The organism is Pelotomaculum sp. PtaB.Bin117 (genome assembly GCF_002067195.1).
Taxonomy (GTDB): domain Bacteria; phylum Bacillota; class Desulfotomaculia; order Desulfotomaculales; family Pelotomaculaceae; genus Pelotomaculum_D; species Pelotomaculum_D terephthalicicum.
The window spans coordinates 48,536-66,738 of sequence record NZ_MVQM01000099.1; the positions used below are offsets into that span (position 1 = coordinate 48,536).

Annotated in this window: 16 protein-coding genes and 1 pseudogene; 8 read left to right on the plus strand and 9 right to left on the minus strand. The window is 51.4% G+C overall.

The features are described from left to right. The first annotated feature begins 40 nt into the window (after positions 1 to 40). The 8 genes and pseudogenes from A4E54_RS06875 to A4E54_RS06910 all read left to right on the plus strand — a co-directional run bounded on the left by A4E54_RS06875 (position 41) and on the right by A4E54_RS06910 (position 9,299). On the plus strand, positions 41 to 793 hold the full coding sequence (locus A4E54_RS06875) for a class I SAM-dependent methyltransferase (protein ID WP_240083231.1): 753 nt from the start codon (positions 41 to 43) through the stop codon (positions 791 to 793). Between the two features lie 41 nt (positions 794 to 834). Beyond that, on the plus strand, positions 835 to 2,844 hold the full coding sequence (locus A4E54_RS06880) for a motility associated factor glycosyltransferase family protein (protein ID WP_240083232.1): 2,010 nt from the start codon (positions 835 to 837) through the stop codon (positions 2,842 to 2,844). Positions 2,845 to 2,963: 119 nt separating this feature from the next. After that, a pseudogene (locus A4E54_RS06885) lies at positions 2,964 to 3,398 on the plus strand (flagellin N-terminal helical domain-containing protein); the annotation flags it as partial. Positions 3,399 to 5,003: 1,605 nt separating this feature from the next. Then, entirely contained in the window at positions 5,004 to 5,336 is a 333-nt protein-coding gene (locus A4E54_RS06890; RefSeq protein WP_286725218.1) for a flagellin, read from the plus strand. A 187-nt stretch (positions 5,337 to 5,523) separates the two neighbouring features. Next, positions 5,524 to 5,928, plus strand: coding sequence for a flagellar protein FlaG (locus A4E54_RS06895; RefSeq protein WP_240083233.1), 405 nt, complete (start codon positions 5,524 to 5,526; stop codon positions 5,926 to 5,928). A gap of 23 nt (positions 5,929 to 5,951) precedes the next feature. Then, a complete protein-coding gene (gene fliD / locus A4E54_RS06900; RefSeq protein ID WP_286725204.1) occupies positions 5,952 to 8,390 on the plus strand; it encodes a flagellar filament capping protein FliD in 2,439 nt (812 codons plus the stop codon). A gap of 63 nt (positions 8,391 to 8,453) precedes the next feature. Further along, a complete protein-coding gene (gene fliS / locus A4E54_RS06905; RefSeq protein WP_240083235.1) occupies positions 8,454 to 8,864 on the plus strand; it encodes a flagellar export chaperone FliS in 411 nt (136 codons plus the stop codon). An 18-nt stretch (positions 8,865 to 8,882) separates the two neighbouring features. After that, positions 8,883 to 9,299 carry a hypothetical protein gene (locus tag A4E54_RS06910; RefSeq protein ID WP_240083236.1) on the plus strand — a complete coding sequence of 139 codons (417 nt, stop codon included), beginning with the start codon at positions 8,883 to 8,885 and terminating at the stop codon, positions 9,297 to 9,299. A 13-nt stretch (positions 9,300 to 9,312) separates the two neighbouring features. Here A4E54_RS06910 and A4E54_RS06915 read toward each other — a convergent pair whose 3' ends face one another. The 9 genes from A4E54_RS06915 to A4E54_RS06955 form a co-directional block, all read right to left on the minus strand. Then, the gene (locus tag A4E54_RS06915; protein ID WP_240083237.1) at positions 9,313 to 9,669 is read right to left on the minus strand and encodes a flagellar protein FlaG; all 357 of its coding nucleotides are present in this window, start codon (positions 9,667 to 9,669) and stop codon (positions 9,313 to 9,315) included. A 36-nt stretch (positions 9,670 to 9,705) separates the two neighbouring features. Next, positions 9,706 to 11,901 (minus strand): flagellar hook-associated protein FlgL, encoded by a 2,196-nt coding sequence (flgL, locus tag A4E54_RS06920; RefSeq protein ID WP_240083238.1) that lies wholly within the window; start codon positions 11,899 to 11,901, stop codon positions 9,706 to 9,708. A gap of 22 nt (positions 11,902 to 11,923) precedes the next feature. Continuing rightward, the gene (gene flgK / locus A4E54_RS06925) at positions 11,924 to 13,261 is read right to left on the minus strand and encodes a flagellar hook-associated protein FlgK (protein WP_240083239.1); all 1,338 of its coding nucleotides are present in this window, start codon (positions 13,259 to 13,261) and stop codon (positions 11,924 to 11,926) included. Between the two features lie 93 nt (positions 13,262 to 13,354). Continuing rightward, positions 13,355 to 13,858: a flagellar protein FlgN gene (locus tag A4E54_RS06930; RefSeq protein ID WP_240083240.1), complete on the minus strand. Its 504-nt coding sequence runs from the start codon at positions 13,856 to 13,858 to the stop codon at positions 13,355 to 13,357. 5 nt (positions 13,859 to 13,863) lie between these two features. Then, positions 13,864 to 14,175 (minus strand): flagellar biosynthesis anti-sigma factor FlgM, encoded by a 312-nt coding sequence (gene flgM, locus A4E54_RS06935; protein WP_286725207.1) that lies wholly within the window; start codon positions 14,173 to 14,175, stop codon positions 13,864 to 13,866. A 78-nt stretch (positions 14,176 to 14,253) separates the two neighbouring features. Then, entirely contained in the window at positions 14,254 to 15,387 is a 1,134-nt protein-coding gene (locus A4E54_RS06940; RefSeq protein WP_240083242.1) for a protein-glutamate methylesterase/protein-glutamine glutaminase, read from the minus strand. Then, complete coding sequence (locus tag A4E54_RS06945) at positions 15,374 to 17,437, minus strand: chemotaxis protein CheA (protein WP_286725208.1); 2,064 nt, start codon at positions 17,435 to 17,437, stop codon at positions 15,374 to 15,376. Before A4E54_RS06945 ends, A4E54_RS06940 begins: the two co-directional genes overlap by 14 nt. A gap of 11 nt (positions 17,438 to 17,448) precedes the next feature. Beyond that, complete coding sequence (locus tag A4E54_RS06950) at positions 17,449 to 17,940, minus strand: chemotaxis protein CheW (protein WP_240083244.1); 492 nt, start codon at positions 17,938 to 17,940, stop codon at positions 17,449 to 17,451. A 103-nt stretch (positions 17,941 to 18,043) separates the two neighbouring features. Beyond that, positions 18,044 to 18,203, minus strand: a 160-nt coding sequence (locus tag A4E54_RS06955) for an OmpA/MotB family protein (RefSeq protein WP_502687927.1), incomplete at its 5' end; no start/stop codon positions are given.

The following is an 18,203-nucleotide window of genomic DNA, read 5'->3' on the forward strand; positions in this document are numbered from 1 at the left end:
TCCTTCTTTATGTAACCACTATAGAAAGGAAAATTTTATTATGACAAAAAAAGAAGCAGGTTTAATAAACAAAAAATTAGAGAATGTTTTTTATAATTATTACAAGAAAATTGGTTTCTTGGATAACGAAGAGAATCTATCAGACAATTATCTTAATAAATTCCTCAGGGAGAGATTTATTGAAAGAGTATTATTTACCGTACTGCGCGAATTCGAGATGAAAAGCCTGGCGGAAAAGTCTATTCTTATTACCGGATTCAGCCATGAACTGGTTTCATTCTTTTTAAAGCTGGGGGCTGAACCCCAAAATATCACCGTGGCCGATATTTGCCCGCAAGCCATTGACCGGGCCAAGGCCATCTTAAGCAAAACGCTTAGCTTTGTCAAAATAGACCTAGACACGCTTAATTTCAATGATAATACATTTGATATTGCTGTCTGCTTAAACTACCTGTCCAATATTCCTTCAGATGATCTTATTAACAAAATGGCCGTTGAGTTTTACAGGGTTTTAAAACAGGGCGGGCTTGCCCTGGTCTCTTTCACCAACGAGATCGCATCACACGACGACATCCAAATGTCAGGCGTGATGCGCGTATTCAGGCCGGAAGAAGTTATAAAGTTCTTTAATAGTTTTAAATTGGTTAACTTGCTGGATTTCATTCCTTGCAACTTTACCTTATTTTCAATTAACGAGGAATCTATTTACCCCAAGAGAATCGGTATTATCGAAGATCTTCTTATAGAGCAGGAAAAAAGGTACACGGATTCGCTCTTGCTACTTTCCAAGTAGTTACGCACAATCCAAGAAACAAAAGAAAAGACGGTGTTAAAATGGCCAACAAAAAGGCAAAAAAAAGAAGCGCTGCAGGCTTTCCGCGGCAAGCCGCCGCCCTGCCCCTAAAACAAGCGCCGCCCCTTTTCAGTGACAGGTTTCATACTACAACCAGGTTCTACCGTGACAACCTGGCGGCGCTAAAAACACATTATCCCGAACTGGCCCGCCGGGTGGAACAATGCCAATTCACTTCCCGCTACCGGGTAATGCAGTCCCTCAGGCCGGACGGCACTCCGAACCTTTACTGTGTGGAAAAAGACTTGCTTTACTATGATAACACCGATCCCCTTCGAGACTCCGAGCAGCAAATAGAAGCCCTGCATTTGAAAAACGCCAGACTGTCCGTTTTTCTCGGTGTCGGGTTGGGTTACGAACTCGTACATTTTGCCATGGACATTGCGGAAACAGTAAGCACAAAAGCAATAATAGTAATCGAAAAAGATCTTGAATTATTTAAGCTGGCTTGTTGCTACACGGATTTAGCTAGGCTTATCGCGCATCCCATGATTTTTTTCTTGATCGGAGCTAGTGAGAATGAACTTTACGTACCGCTGAGAAACAAATTGAAAGGAAGTGGCTGGTTCATTTACCTGCGCGCCCTCAAGCCGCTATACCATCCCTCCTCAATGCGCCTGGGAAAAGGCTACTACCTTAACGCGCTGAGAGTAATCCGCGACGCTTCTTTGCTCACTGTAACGGATTTCGGCAACTGCCCGGAAGATTCCCTGATCGGCGTCGAAAACATGCTGGCCAACCTGTCGGTAATCATCCGCAACCCAGGCATAAACCAACTCTTTGAAGCATTCAGAGACAAACCTGCCGTCGTGGTGGCCACCGGTCCGTCTTTAAATAAGAACAAGCACCTTTTAAAAGGCCTTGAGAAACGGGCCTTAATAGTATCTGTCGACGCCTCCCTGAAGATCCTTCTGGAAATGGGCGTCAGGCCGCACCTGGTCACGGCGCTTGAACGGGTAATCGCGGTAGCGGGCTTTTTCAAGGATTTTAGGCCGGGCGAACTGGACGATATCTACCTGGCTGCCTGCCCGGTCGTCCGGCGGGAAGTATACGACCTGTATTGCGGCCCGAAAGTAATTGTCTACCGGGCCTTTGACCACTTCAAGTGGCTGGACGTCGACCGTGGCATGCTGAATATTAAGGGATCGGCCGGCAACATGGCTTTTAAAATTGCTGCCGCGCTGGGCTGTAATCCAATCATCCTGGTGGGTCAGGACCTGGCCTTCGATAGAGCCGGGGCAACGCACGCCAATGGCCATATGTTGGGTGAAAAACAGGACTTTTTTTACCAAAGCGTAATGGAGGTTCCCGGCAACGATGGTTGCCCAATCCAAACAAGTACCGTTCTTTACAGTTTTTTAAAAGGCTACGAAGTGGACGTGGCGGAATACGCAGGCACATGTATCAACTCAACCGAAGGCGGCGCGTTTATTCAAGGAACACAGGTGATGACCTTGGCGGAGGCAATTGAACGTCACCTTAGTGCTGAGTTCGATCCTCTTGAGATAATCCACCGTCACCTGACCATACCGGATGAATCGGAGAATAAAGAAACATTAAGAAAAGTGTTTGCAAAAATAGATCATACCATGGCGGAACTGGAGAAAATAGATAGTATCTGCAAGAAATCTTTGAAAATGATCAAAGAAATGGAACCCCTTCTGAATCAAGCAGGCGTCAACCGGAATTCTGCCGGTCAGGTCAAAGAGTGTATGGTTAAAATTTATGAACAAAGGCGTAATTGCGAGTTGGATCACAACACCTTCCAGTTGTTTTTCATGCATGTAATTCAATCCTTTAATATTAAATTTGAGATGGAAATACAAGCCGTTCCCGAATCACATGATAATGAATCCTCGGCACTGGCGGAAACCGCTTTGCGGCATATTGAGTGGTTCACCACTGTCGGCCGCCTAGCCGACACCTGCCGTAAGACCCTTTACAAATACAGGGAACTGCTTTACTTCGATTTTCCCGGCGAACTTGATTAAAAAATTTATCATACCTTACAATATCTATAAAGTATTCGCCGATGCTGCCGATTAAATATACAGGCAGCATTTTATTGCCGCAATATAATAAAAAATATTTGTAAAGGAGTGATAACAAGGTGATTATTTATCACAACATTCCAGCATTGAACGCGTGGCGCAACTTAAGCATGAGTAATTCGTCCATGTCCAAATCGCTGGAAAAGCTCTCTTCCGGACTGCGTATTAACCGGGCAGCCGACGATGCCGCAGGTTTGGCCATTTCGGAAAAAATGCGCGCCCAGATCAAGGGCCTCAACCAGGCGACGCGCAACGCCCAGGACGGCATCTCGTTAATCCAGACCGCTGAGGGCGCCCTGAACGAGACGCACTCGATCCTGCAGAGGATGCGCGAGCTGTCCGTCCAGGCCGCAAACGACACCCTCACCTCCACCGACCGGGGCGAGATCCAAAAAGAGATCGACCAACTGACCTCGGAATTGGACCGGATCGCCAACACCACCGAGTTCAACACCAAGAAACTGCTGGACGGGACAGCCGCGGCCCTCACTTCCAGCGACAAGCTGTCCACCAAGATTTTTGTACGCGACGGACTGCGCACCATCGACCAGTTCGGCCAGAAGAAGACCAACAGCGGCAACTATGAATTAAAAATCGGTGTTAAAGAACTGGGGCAGACCGAGGTTCAAAAAACCGATATCTTTAAAGTCAAGCACACATACAATGGCATTGAAAACCTGAATCTGGCGTCATCGGCTAATTTAACAATGGTAGGCGCTTACAATTACGTTTCAGGCAGCTACACCTTAACAACGACTGTCGGAGGAACAGGTGCCACGACTGCGGAAGCCACTCTAACCCAGTCATTCAGGTCAGGCGGCGCAGGTACCATATTCGGTTCCGGTACAACTGCAGCTTCTGTAAATGCAACTGGTACTGTTTCGGCAAACGAAAGCGTACTAATTGAAATTACTAATGTAACAGCTTCCGGCGCCGTTACCTACCGTATTTCCACCCACAAGTACGACCTGGATGGAACTTATACTTTTAACCAGACAACTCAAACAGTGAACATTACATCATCTACTGAAACTGTAGCTCTTAATACAGGAACAAGTATTGGTACAACACTTACTTTTAATTTTACAGCTGGAACAACTAGTACGCTTCGGGTCGGCGACAAGGCTGTAATCAACGTGCTGGCACAAAACACAGCAGATTCAACCCACAACTATACATTCAGTTCAGCTACTACACAATTGGTCAGTCAAAGCTACATTAACGGTTATTTAGATAAGACCCAGCGCACTTTCAACCTGTACTCCCTGAATACGGCCGACGGCACCGCCTTCAACGGCACGTTCACTGTCGGTTTTGACTACGATTACGCTGAAACACAAAACACAACCACATTTGATGTTACACCTGCCTTCGGGCGCGCGGCCTCACTGGACACCAAACTGTACGACATAGACAAGTTCTGGGACGCCAGCGGCAACTTCATGTTGACCGACCCGCAAACACTCACCATGATCCAGGGCGACGGCAAAAAAGCCAGCATCACCCTGGACAGCAACGACACCATCTTCACCGTCCAGCAGAAACTGAACAACGCCATACGGGACGGCCTGGAGCAAGGTAAATATGTAGATGAAAGCCTGCAGCGGAATTTTGTCCAGTTTGTATACAATAAAGAAGACGCAGCTGAGTTTGCCAATAAGACAGGTTACTCTGTGGATGGCACCTTCGTAATCCAGAGCGCCATCGCCGGCAAGAGCGGCGAGATCCGTTTCTCGGCAGGCAATGACAACCTGATTAACGCGCTCAGCCTGGCCAGCATCCAGTCTTCCAAGGAAAACACGTTCAACGTCTGGTACAAGGACGCGCACAGCACCGACCCGTACGATATCAACCCGAACGCCACCATCGCGGGCAACCTGCTGGTGGGAGTGATCCACGAGAACGTGGACGTGATGTTTGATTCCAACGCCAGCATCAGGACAATAACAGCCACCAATTCAGCCACCGGCTTCTTCCAAATGGTTGCTGAAAGTGACACTACCAAGTATCACACAACAACAGTTCACCTGGCGGACAACACCATGGTCTTCCAGATCGGCGCCAACCCGAACCAGGATGTCAGCGCCTCTATCGGCAACATGAGCGCCAGCGCCCTGGGAGTGGACAATGTCCTGGTAACCGACCGCAACTCGGCCACCAACTCCGTCGCCAAGCTTGACTCGGCCATCAACAGGGTTTCCAGCGAGCGGGCCAAGATGGGCGCCCTGCAGAACCGCCTTGAGCACACCATCAATAACCTGGGTGTCGCGGCTGAAAACCTGCAGTCGGCAGAGTCCCGCATCCGCGACGTAGACATGGCTCAGGAAATGATGAACCTGACCAAGCTGCAGATCCTCACCCAGGCCGGCACGGCGATGCTGGCCCAGGCGAACGCGCTGCCGCAAAACGTCCTTTCGCTGCTTGGCGGCTAATAATCAGTCGATTAGCTGAAACCATACTCTATGTTATCCAGCTTCCTTATCAAAAGGACGGCCGGCTTTGGCCGGTCGTCCTTAACATATTTTGCTTAAACAATCAAAAAAGTACATAAAATGATATATACTATACATATTATCAGTTGTTTAACAAGTTTGACTTATCAAACTGGAGGTTAAAAAAATGGAAATCATCCCAAGCAATATTGTACCGACAATACCCATTGTCAAAACGGACGATTCGGCCAATGCCGCCGGCAGCAACAAAACTCAGAATATTCGGGAAGCGGTCACGCCGGTAAAAGCTCAAGATATAAGCAAATACGTTACAGAGGAAAGCCAGCGCGAAGAAATCAGTGAAATCAATGAAAAAAACCTGGAAAAAGCCATAGAAAAGCTGAACATGATGACGGAGCTTTTCAACTTCAAGCTGCAGTTCCGTGTTCACGAAGAAACCGGACGTATATTTTGCAAGGTAGTCAACCCGGATACGGGCGAGGTAGTGAAAGAGATACCCACTGAAAAAATACTGGACATGCTCGGCAAGATGGAAGAAATGGCCGGCTTGATTATCGACAAGTACGTTTAAAAAATAGTGAGGTGAAGGAAAGTATGGGCATCCAAATTGGAGGCATAGTATCCGGCTTTGACACGGAATCGCTGATAACAGCGTTGACTGAGAACGATAAAAAACCGCTGGATTTAATGCAGGATAAAATGGACCGCCTGGAGGAAGTCCAGTTAGCCTGGCAGGATGTCAACATGCGGCTGACCAACCTGCGCAGCACGGTTACCCAGCTTAAAATGAGCTCGACGTTCAACAGCAAGACGGCCACTTCAAGCGACGATAAAGTTTTGACCGCATCTGCAAGCACTTCGGCGGCCGCCGGCTCATACCAGATTAAGGTAAACAAGCTGGCCAGCTATCACCGTTACGTCTTCAGCAGCGCGGCGACAATAACCGGCGATTCCAGCGCGACGGCATCCACCGCGCTCGGCTTGACCGGCAGCTTTACGTTCAAGTCGGCGGACAGCACCAATACCGGTTCAATTACAATAACGGCGACCGACACGCTTAACTCCATTCTTGAAAAGATAAACAAGGCAAACGCCGGTGTCACGGCTTCCTTAATTGACGGTAAGCTTGTGATAAAAAGCGACACCATGGGTTCAAAAGGTCAAATTACCTTAACCGACACCGGCGGCGGCACGGCTTTCACCGACCTTGGCTTAACGGAGACGACAGCGGCGCAGGACGCTGAAATCGTGTATGAAGGAATGACCATAACAAGGAGCACCAACAGCATCAGCGACGTGATCAGCGGCGTTACCTTGAACCTTGTGGGCGAAAGCACCACAAACGTTTCGCTGACCATAGCCACCGACACAACAAAAGGATATGACGCAATAAAAGCTTTCGTCGAGCAATACAATTCGTTGATGGAATTTATTGACGAAAAAACCTCTGTCGCATCGCAGAGCGCTTTGAGCGAAAGGGATGAAGACGATCTTTCACCGTACGATTCCACTCGTGAACGAGGCGTGCTGCAGGGAGACTCGACGATCATCAACCTGGAGTCGCAAATTCGCATGATGGTCAGCAAGAGCGTGGCGGGCTTGAGTACCACCTTGAACGCGTTAAGCGCCATCGGTGTCACGACCAGCTACTATTCGGGAGAGGGGGAAAGACAGCAGGCCACCCTGGTCATAGACGAGTCAAAACTGCAGCAGGCCCTGGCTGAAGGCCCGGGTTCCGCCTCAGTAACCGCCCGCGACGGGATACCGGTGAAATACAACAGCTTCATCTCAAAGACAGCCGCCGCCATTACCGGGAACACTTCGGCTACCGCCTCCACCGATTTGAACCTGACCGGCAGTTTCACAGTCAAATCGGCGGACAGCGTGGCTACCGCTTCGATAACAGTGTCGGCCACCGACAGCCTGACCGACATCATGAACAATATCAACGCGGCAGGCGCGGGAGTAACCGCGTCAATTGTGGACAACAAGCTGCTGATAACAAGCAACTCAATGGGTACGCCGGGTCAAGTGGTTTTGACCGACACTGGCGGCGGCACGGCTTTTGCAGACCTGGGGCTGACGGAGCAGACAACAGTATCCAGCGCGGACAATGCCATCCAGTCCGGCCAGTCAGGCAGGCTGATTATTGAAATCGACGGCAAAGACTACAGTATACAGTTCAGCGGGCCGAAAACCAGCCAGGAGGTGGTTGACGGCATCAACGCCGTGATCGGTTCCGTGGCCAAGGCGTCGCTCAATTCCAGCAACCGTCTGGTGATTACAGACCGCTCCACCGGCGTGAATTCAGTAATCAGAATTAAACAGATCCTGGAGGACCACTCCGGCGACCTGGCCAAGCTGGGCTTCGTGCAGGGCGATTCAGGCCGCGGCAAGGATGTCGCAGCGTTTTTCACCGCTCAGGTCGCAGAGACGCAGGGTTCAATAACCTCATTTGCCGCTCTGGCGGATACGCCGGTAACCACCAGCGGTACACTGAGCTTGAAAATAGACGGTGCCGACTACTCGATTGCTTTCACCGGCGCGTATAACCGCAGCGACGTGGTCAGCAAGATCAACAACACTATTGGCGAGGTTGCGCAAGCTTATCTCGACTCCAATAACTGTCTTGTGATACGCTCCCTAAAAACAGGCACGAGTTCGAGCGTCCAGATAACCAGGGTTGACGCCGGGCTGGCCGGACTGAACCTGGCGGTGGGACAATACGGGGCAGGGGCCAACGGCATTACCGGTCTGGCGATTACTCTGGATAACTTTTACGCATCTTATGTTTCATCCGGTGGCATTCTCTCAAAAAAAGACCAACTGCTAAGCAACCAGATTGATGACATAGCAGATCAGATGAATGCCCTGACCGACCGCATTGTGGCAAAAGAAGAGCGGCTATGGAAGCAGTTTTCCGATATGGAAACCAGACTTCAAGAACTGCAGTATCAGAGCCAGACTATCAGCGCTTACCTCGGAGCACTCACAGGAAGTAGCAGCAGTAGTAGCTCCAGCAGCTCCAGCTAGAACGATATTGATTCAAATCACGGTGAAAGGACCACCTGGACAGAACAGACGGAGGGACATATAATGAATTCAGATAATCCTTACAACAAGTACCGCAAGAACGCCGTTATCACGGCCAACCAGCCGCAGCTGGCGGAGATGCTTTACAACGGGGTTGTGAAGTTCATCCGGCAGGCTATCAGCCACGTTGAGGATGACAACAAACAGGAAGCGCACAACGCTATTATACGCGCGCAGGAAATATTTGAATACCTGGCCGAAACCCTGAACGAGAAAGCAGACGTCGCGTTTAACCTGGCCCACCTTTACGACTACTCCTACCGCCGTCTTGTGGACGCCAATGTGGCTAAAGATACCGAAATATTGAAAGAGGTGCTCGGACTGGCTGAGAACCTGCGCGACACCTGGCATGAAGCCAGGCAAATAGTGGCCGGAGAGGCCGAACACGCGGATAACGCGGATAAGCTTGTTTGAGGAAGTTTGAGGAAAGGTGTGAGCGGACAATTGCCTGCCGACATAAGAAAAGCGATTGATGAAAAGCTGGCCTTGCTGGTGCAGATCGCCTCAATAGCGGAGGAACAAGCAGCGTTGGCGGGCAGTCTTGCCGAACCGGAAAAAGCAGCCGACTTTGACCGGTTGCTGGACAAACGCCAGCGTTGTATGAATCAGGTTGATGTTATAGATAAAAATATATCTACGCAAGGTTATGACAATGAATTAGTTTCCAAAATGAAAACAATCCTGGAACATATCCAGGATCTTGACCGGGAAACATATGAAGCAATTTCCAAAGAAGCAAATGTTTTAAAAAACCAGATAGCCGACTTGGCACGCCGCAAAAAAGGCTTGTTTACATACAACACCAATATAATGGCCCGCAAGAGCATGATTGTGGACAAATCAAGGTAAGGCAATAATTGCCTTACCTTTGACTATCCAGCATCACACCGGAAAAACCGCCTGTTCGTTCATAATCCGCCAAGAATTTATCCGGAGACAGCTTGCGCTTTATCTCGCCGCTTTTCTTGTCAACCACCGCGACGTAAATCTCTTCGCCGTCTTCCACTAACAAGAATTCATAAGTCAGATTATACATTTTGGAGGAGTCTTTCAGCTTTTCCAGCGCCCTGATTAATTCCTTGCGGTTAACGGCCGCCCCAGCCAGCCCCATTTCCATGTTCATAGTCTGATTGACTTTGGCCTGTGACTCGGCGGGGTTGCGCTGCGGCATTGCGTCATAGACTATCAGCGATTGAAGGCCGCCCGCGCCAATCTTCATTGCTACCACTTCCCATTTAGAAGCTTACTACATTATTCAACTCAAGTAATCAAGCAAACTGGTCTGCATGATCGCGGCGCCGGCCGCCAGCGAGGCCTCGTATGTCAGTTTCTTCTCGTTTAGTTCCACCGTCGCCTTGGCAATATCGGTGCTGTAGTAGCCGTCCATCATATCGTTAATATTTACCTCAAGGTTGCTGTATTGTTCGTCAACCGATTCCAGGTGGTTGGTTCTGGCGCCGATTCTTACCTGCTCCTGCACCAGCCAGCCGCTTTTTTCATCAAGAAAATCCAGGCACTGACTGATTTTTTCCGTCTGGTCGTTTTCGAGCTTCTTTCTTAGATAAACCAGGCAGTCAAAGATGTTCCCCGCGGTAAAAGTCGCGGCATCTGTTGAATCGGTTATGGACCCGTTAAATGTAAGGTCAATATTACCGTCATAGAACTCCCCGTTACCCTCGTCCAAGGTGAAAAATTTCAGACTGGCGCCTGCGTCGGCCGCGCTATCATTAAAAACCCACTTTCTGTCCTTCCCGTCATAGTTGACCCCAACACAGTCATCACCGGCGACCGCCTGCGCAGCCACGGAAATAACCGCTTTATCGCCCGCCTCGGCAAACCTGGTGAGGTTTATGTTCAAATCAATATCGTGCGTGCCGGAACCGTCACCGATAATGAGATGTGTCGGTGAATCCGGATTGCCGTCCTTGGGATCGGTATCGGTAAAAACCTGGCTTACACAGCCGTCGTAGCGGTTGCCGTCCTTATCATAGGTATGATAGGTAAACTTCACGGTTATATCGGTAACACCCACACCGCCGCTCTGATTCAAATTCAGCTCCAGCGCAGTTGCCACGGCGGGATCAATCTGGGTGACCTCTATAGTCGAATCTTGCCCCGTGGTGTTTGAGCGAAGCACCAGATGATCGCTGTCGTCGAGGTAAGCTTCTCCCGCCGTCCCCAACACGCTGTTGATCTGGCTGACGACATCGGCGTTGCTGGCGACGCCGGAAAAAGTCACCAGATAGTCAACGCCGTCAATTTTTAATCCTAGATTGCTGCCGTCAGGTATAGGGTTCGTCGTTACGTCAATGGGGTTGGCAGAAACGATCTCCGCGTTGTCATGTGTGTAGTTGACATTGGTCACTTCCATCAAGATGGAACTGTTAAAAGCATTAGAGGCGTCCACCACCCCGACATTGCTGACAATGGTATTCTCAGCCTGAGAGTAATAATCGGTAACCGTTGCTGTGGAATCGCCGGGGCTGACCCCGTCTACCGTGCTCACCTTGTACTCGCCGAACTGCAGGCCGTTAAACCCCGCCAGCAGCTTTAATCCTGCCAGGTCCTCATCAATCGACTTGACCTTGATATAGGTCCCCGGATTTGTACCGCTTGAGCTCAATACCAAATTATTATCAGCGTCCAAGGCCGCGCTGCCGTTAACTCCAAGCACACTGTTTATTGCAGTTAGCATCGCGGCGCCGGTGGACTCGCCGGTAAAAGTGACCTGATAATCGTTGCCGTCGATATTCAGCACCAGCTTGCCGTTAAGGGGCCCCCCGACCAAGTTGTCAAAAGCGTCTGTGACAGCGCCGAAAGACTTGACCATGTACTCATCACTGGTGATATCGACAGTGTCAACCGTTGAGCCGGCTCCTTTGGCCACATCAACCAGCTTGTCGAAAAAAAACCTTTTGCCGTTGATGTTTACCTCGTACCTGCCGTCCGGCGCAATTTCACGCAGCACAGAGCTGTCGTCGCCGCTGAAGGTGAAGTCATCGCCGGACCGGTGGAAAGGTGTCTCAGTGTTTTTCAAACCGGCAAAAATATATTTGCCGCCCAGAGAAGTATTCGCCACCTCAACCATCTCGTCCGTCATGGCATCAACCAGCTTGGCGAGGTCAATCCTGTCATCCTGAGTCAAGGTACCGCCATTCGCGCCATAAACTGTATTCGTACGCACCGTCTCTATGATATCTGTGGCATTACCCAAGCCCATGTCGGTCTGCGTGAGCCACCCCAGCCCGTCGGTGATGTTGCGCTGGTACTGCTTGTTCAAGTTCAGGTTGCTTTGCAGGGCCATGGTCTGGCTGTAACCGGCCGGATCGTCGCTCGGCCGGTTAATCTTGGTGCCCAGTGAAATCTGTTCCTGGGTTTTGGATATCCCGCTCAGATTTTTCTGAAACGCATATTGCATGCTGTTTGTAATCATCCGCTGGGTGACGCGCATTTTTGATCACCTCTCACAAAACTTATACCGCAGTGCGGTTAATCAGAGTGTCCAGCAGTTCGTCCATCACCGTAATTGTCCTGGCCGACGACTGGTAGGCGTATTGAAACTGGATCATTTTAGTCAGTTCCTCGTCGGTGGAAACACCAATCAACGACTCCCGCAGGTTATCGACCTGAGTCATCACCGCATTCTGCGTCCCGAGCCGGTCCGCCGAACCTTGCGTGTCGGCGCCGATCATGGTGGTCAGGCCGCGGTAGTAACCTTCAAATGTAGCGGTATTGCCAAGCATGGTCAAATCCGTGCGCAAACCACCGATATCAAGCGCCATATCGCCGTTGACATTGGTAATCGCCGACTGCACATCCGCCGACAAGTTAAAGTCGGCCGCGCCGGTGGCGGTGAAGAAATCCGGGTAAGTGCCGCTCGCCGTCGTGGTCGCGTGCAGCGCGTTGACAACATTTGTCAAGCCCAGGGCGAGCTCATCCATCATTGACATGTATTCGTCCACTTTATCAAGGGCGTCAAAATAGCCGACCAGCATGCCTGTTTCCGGGTTTGTCGCCGCCCAGCCTTCGGCGTCGGCGCGCGTTATATCCACCCTGCTGTTGTCGAAGGCAACCAACTCCTGGCCGTACAGGGACACCGACACATACCCGTCTGCAGAATTCTCCACGGTAACCCGGCCGATTTTGCCTAGCTCGTCCAGTAGCAGATCCCTCTTATCCAGCAAATCATTGGGCTGCTCGCCCAGCTTGATTATCCGCGCTATGGCCGTGCTGACCTCCGTAATCTGCTGGGTAAGGCTGTTGATTCGGGCGACCTTTTCATCGATCACACTGTCGATGTTATTGCGTACATCGGAAAGCTGCATGTAGGTCTGCCGGAAGGTAGTGGCCAGCTCAGCGCCCGCTTCGCGCACGGCGGCTTTAGGTCCGATGTCCTGGGGAGTGTTGTTCAAGTCTTCCCAGGCGTTAAAAAACTTGCCGATCAAAGTCTGGAGGCCATATTCCTCGTCCGGCTCGGGGAAAGCGGCCTCAACCTTTTTCAAAGATTCGTTCAGGCCTTCCCAGTAACCTTGCGAGCAGGCCACATCACGCCACTGGTTGTCCATATAAAGATCCCGGTAGCGGCGAATGTAAGTAATCTCCACCCCGGTGCCAATCTGGCCGGGAAGCAGCTTCTGGTTTAAAACCGGGTTGCAGTACGGATCGGTGGCCTCATGCACGGCTTCCTGCCTGCTGTACCCTTCCGTACTGGCGTTGGACAGATTATGGCCAACCACTTCCAAGGCCTGGCGCTCGGCTTGCAAGCCGCGCCGGCCTATCTCAAGGCCGAAAAATGTACCTGGTCCGGACATTTAAAAACCACCTTTCCGCAGTCAGGAGTCAGAATATTTCAAGACGATAAACATTTTTTTATTCTGACTCCTGCATTCTGATACCTGACTTATTTATATAGTCTTATTTACCAGCAGCTTTTTATTGCTTCCTTGATCGTAACCGCCGTTTACCCCGTAGGTAAGTCCGTCTTCCGGATTAACGGCGCTTAATATTATCCTGTTGAACATAAGCGCCCGCCTGGTCATAATCGCGTTAATCTTATTGACTTCACGCAGCAGATCAGCCTTCGAGCTCATTTCCCTTAGAAGCGTTTCCAGCTTATCCTTGGTTCCCCCGCTCGCGTGAGGGAGAACATCAGCCAGCCTGCTGCCGTGCGAAAGACCCAATTCAGCCTCCAGCGCCGCCTGAATGCGGCGGCGTTCTTCCTCCACCGCGGTCATATCGGCAACTAGATTGTTAACCTGCTTGACGGCTGCTTCAATAGCTTCCGCATCATTTTCTCTAAGGGCCGCCGTTTGCTGCTCACACGCCGAATAGAGGCCGGCCATGAGGCCGTCCTCGCGGGTAAGGCAGTCCACCAGGGAGTCCAGAGAACCAATCGGCCGGTTATCCAATGTCATCACCGCCTGATGTCTATGCTTATCTTATCTTCCAGGATACCGTCGGCAATCTTGCCAACGTCAGGCTTATAGGTACCTTCCTGAATACGTTTCTTAATCGAAGAAACCAAATCCTCCCGCACATCGGGAAGCTCTTTAAGCTCCGCGCGGTAAATCTGGGCCTGGCGAGCCTCCGGTGAGATATCCAGTATGTCGTCGCGCGTTATCTTGCCGCCGTCATTGTTTTTTTGAATGTTAGTTTTTTCTTGTTTTATTTGCTGGGCGGCATACGCTTTGGCGACGTCAAATCCGTTAGTCCCTTTAATGATCACCGGTTTCACCTTCTTTCCGGCTACTCTTTAATCCTATAAAGAATATCGGCATCCGGCCCAAAAACTTTAGATTATACTTTAGATTATATTGATAATTTCTTGAGCAATCTGCGGGAGAGGGGTGACGCGGTCGGCGGCTCCGGCCTCCACCGCCGCCCGGGGCATGCCGTAAACCACACAACTGCTTTCCGCTTCGGCAATAGTGCGGCCTTTGTAGTTTTTGATCTCTTTCATCCCCCTGGCGCCGTCCCGGCCCATGCCGGTCATCAGCACCCCCACAGTGGAATCGCCGAACATACGCGCCGCCGAAGTCATCACACCGTCCACCGACGGGCGGAACCCCCCCGGAGGCAACGGTGCGCTGCCTTTGTCCAGAACCACGGCGACACTGCCGCCCCTGTCACGAAAGGTCAAGTCGAACCCGGCCGGAGCGACCAGCACGCGGCCGGCCTTAATTAAATCGCCGTCTTCGGCGTGGCGCACTTCCAGGTGGCTTTTCCGGTCAAGGTGCTCGGCCAGGGGCTTGGAAAATCCCGCCGGGATGTGCTGCACAACAACCACCGGCACGGGAAAATCGCGCGGCAGGACAGGCACCACCTGTTGCAGCGCGGCAGGGCCGCCGGTGGAGCAGCCAATCACCACAATACGCGTACGGCCGGCAAAGCGCCCCGCGGGAAGAACCGGCTTCCCGCGCTCCGCCGCCGGTGCGGGCCTGTCCGCCCGGCGCCCGGAATCAGCAGCGGTTCCGCCAACACCGGCCGGCTTTGGCTTTAATGGACCCGCGACATTTAAAGGCCGCCGGGTAAAGCGGGAAAGCGGAACGGCGACAGCCACCTTAATTTTGCCGGCCAGTTCTTCGACCATCGGATTAAGTTTGGAAGGGCCGGTCGGCTTGGTAACAAAATCCAGCGCCCCGAAGGTGAGCGCCTCAATAGTCGCCCGGGTGCCCAATGAGGTGAGCGTGCTGCACATAATCACCGGCAGCGGGCACTCACGCATGATCCGGCGCAGCGCGGCAAGACCGTCGAGCACCGGCATTTCTACGTCAAGAGTAACAACATCAGGTTCAAGCGCCTTAATCTTATCCAGCGCGTCCTGGCCGTTCACAGCCGTTCCAATCACCCGAATGTCCTTATAATTACCCAGCATTTTACTGATCAGCTGGCGCATCAGGGCGGAATCGTCAACAACCAAAACCTTAGCTGGCGGCATATACTGCCTCCTCGACGCCGATCTCCTTCACCAGGCTCCGCACATCCACAATCAAGGCCACCTGGCCGTCACCAAGGATGGTGGCGCCGGAAAGACAGGGCACTTTACCAAGGTAATCGCCCAATGATTTGATCACTATTTCAAGCTCTCCCAATAATTTGTCCACGATCACTCCGACTTTTTTCTCCCCGATCCCCAGGACCACGACAAACAGGCGGTCCATTTCCGCGCAGGTTTCCCGCTCAAAAATATCGGATAGCCTGACCAAGGGCAGGACGCGCCCCCGCACCAGGATAACCTCGTTGTGTTTCACTCTCTTGATTTCCTCCGCCTTGACACTGATTGTCTCCACAACATTGGTAAGCGGGAAAGCGAATTGTTCGTTGCCCAGCTCCACCATCAAAGCCCGGATAATGGCCAGCGTGAGAGGAAGCTTAATGGTAAAGGTGGTTCCCACTCCAGGCACGCTGGAAACATCGGTAATCCCGTTTATCTGCTCAATATGGCTGCGCACTATATCCATACCCACACCCCGTCCGGAAAGGTCGCTGACTTTAGCGACCGTGGAGAAACCAGGCAAAAAGATCAGGTTCAGCGCCTCCTGATCAGACATCCTCTGAGCCACTTCACCGTTAATAAGACCCTTTTCCACAGCTTTGGCGCGGAGCTTGACCGGGTCCATCCCTTTCCCGTCGTCCTGTATGGTTATGATAATGTGGTTTTCCATATATGAAGCTTTAAGCTTCAGCACTCCGTTCCTTGGCTTGCCCAGTCTGACTCTCTCTTCCGGTCCCTCTACGCCGTGGTCGAGGGCATTCCTGATCAAGTGAATGAGAGGGTCGCCGATAACTTCGATGACATTGCGGTCAAGCTCGGTTTCATGACCTTCAACAATAAAATCTACTTCCTTGTTCAGCTTTTGGGCCAGGTCGCGCACCATTCTGGGGAAACGATTGAACACTTGCGCCACCGGCAGCATCCTGGCTTTCATGATCTGTTCCTGCAGGTCGCCGGCAACCTGACCCAGATGGCTGGAGATCTCGTTCATCGTTTCCACCATGTCCCCGGAACCGGAGCCGAAGCGCCCTTCGAAAATTTCCGCGAAACGGTTCAATCCGGTGCGGTCTATCACCAATTCTCCCACCAGGTTCATCAGGGTGTCCAGCTTCTGGACATCCACCCGGACAGTTTGCACGGTTTTTACTTCATGATCGGCCCGCGCCGCCTGCTCCGTTTTTTCCGCCGACGCGTCTGAAGCCGCCTGCTCGCGGACTTCCTGGCCGGCTGCCAGTTTTATGCGGTTTACCTCGGTCTTCGCCACTTCCGAAACAGTCATCAACAGGTTTCTGACCCGGTCCGGGTCCTCACCGGTGAGCAAAATAACCCGGAAACCGGTTTCAAAATTGCCTTCCTGAATATCCTCGGCGGGCGGCTGGCTTTTAATCACTTCACCCATCTGCTGGAGGGTTTCAAAAACCAGAAAGGCGCGGACAGATTTCATCTGACAGCCGGCATCAAGCTGAACAGTTACCCAGTAGGCCTGAAGACCTTTAAGCTCGGCCTCCCTGATCACATCTTCTTCAACTTCCCCGATGCCATCGTCAATAGCGCCGGCCGGCTGTTTTGACGGACCCCTGCCGCTTTCCGGCGCCTCGCCGGGCGAGGGGGGGGAACCAATTCCCTGGAACTGTTTCAGGCTGGTTACCACCTGTTCGATATCTACGGAAACGTCTTTGCCGATTATCTCGTCCCGCAGTATTTGCAGAGTGTCCAAAGCCATAAAGAGCGTGTCCACCAGCGGGCCGGACACGGGAAGAAGCCCTTTGCGCATTTGGTCGAAAAGGTTTTCTATCTCGTGGGTGAGGGAGGCCATCTTATCATAGCCCATCACGGCTGACGATCCTTTGATGGTATGGGCGGCCCGGAAAATCTCCTGGAGCGCCTCCTGGCTTCCCCCTTCGCGTTCCAGCACCAATATATTTTCATTAAGCACCTGAATTTTTTCTTCCAATTCGTCCAGGAAAACGCTGATTTCTTCGTCTGAAAACATATTTTCCACCCCTATGCTGTTTCTACTCCGAACCTCTGAAGCTCACTCTGTTCGTGCTCATACAGTACTTTATCCAGGTTGAGCAGGATCACCAGCCTGCCGTCCAGGATGGCTATTCCTCTCAAATAGGCCGCATCGATCCCGTGAATCATCGGCGGGGGCGGTTCAATACTGTCAAGCGGCACGCGAAGCACTTCAGACACCCCGTCAACAATCATGCCGATGGTGTTGCCCCCCACGTCCACAATGATAATTCTGCTGGAACTGGTTCTCTCCGCCAGCGGCAGGTTAAACCTCTTGCAAAGATCAATCACCGGGATAATTTTACCGCGCAGGTTGATCACGCCTTCTACAAAATGAGGAGTGCGCGGCACTCTGGTTATTGCCTCCATTCTGATTATTTCAAAAACAGCATCGATGTCAATCCCGTAGGTTTGCTCCGTTAGTTGAAAAACCACCATTTGGTCTTCCTTGCTGTCAATCTGTTTTTCGCCCTTAGCCATTCGCATATGCTCCTTTCTCTCATTTCGAGTATTCAGCAGTCAGGTGTCATAATCCAGTACAAATTGTTCTCCATACTGACTCCTGTCTTCTGACTCCTGCTTTTCATTGAACCTGTTCATTGTAAGGCGGTTTCACCGACATCGGTTCAGCCGTCTCGTACTTGCTTCTCAAAACCACTATATCAACACGCCGGTTTTTCTGGCGGTTCTCCGCGGTGTCGTTCGGTACACGCGGGCGATATTCCCCGTAGCCTGTCGCGGAA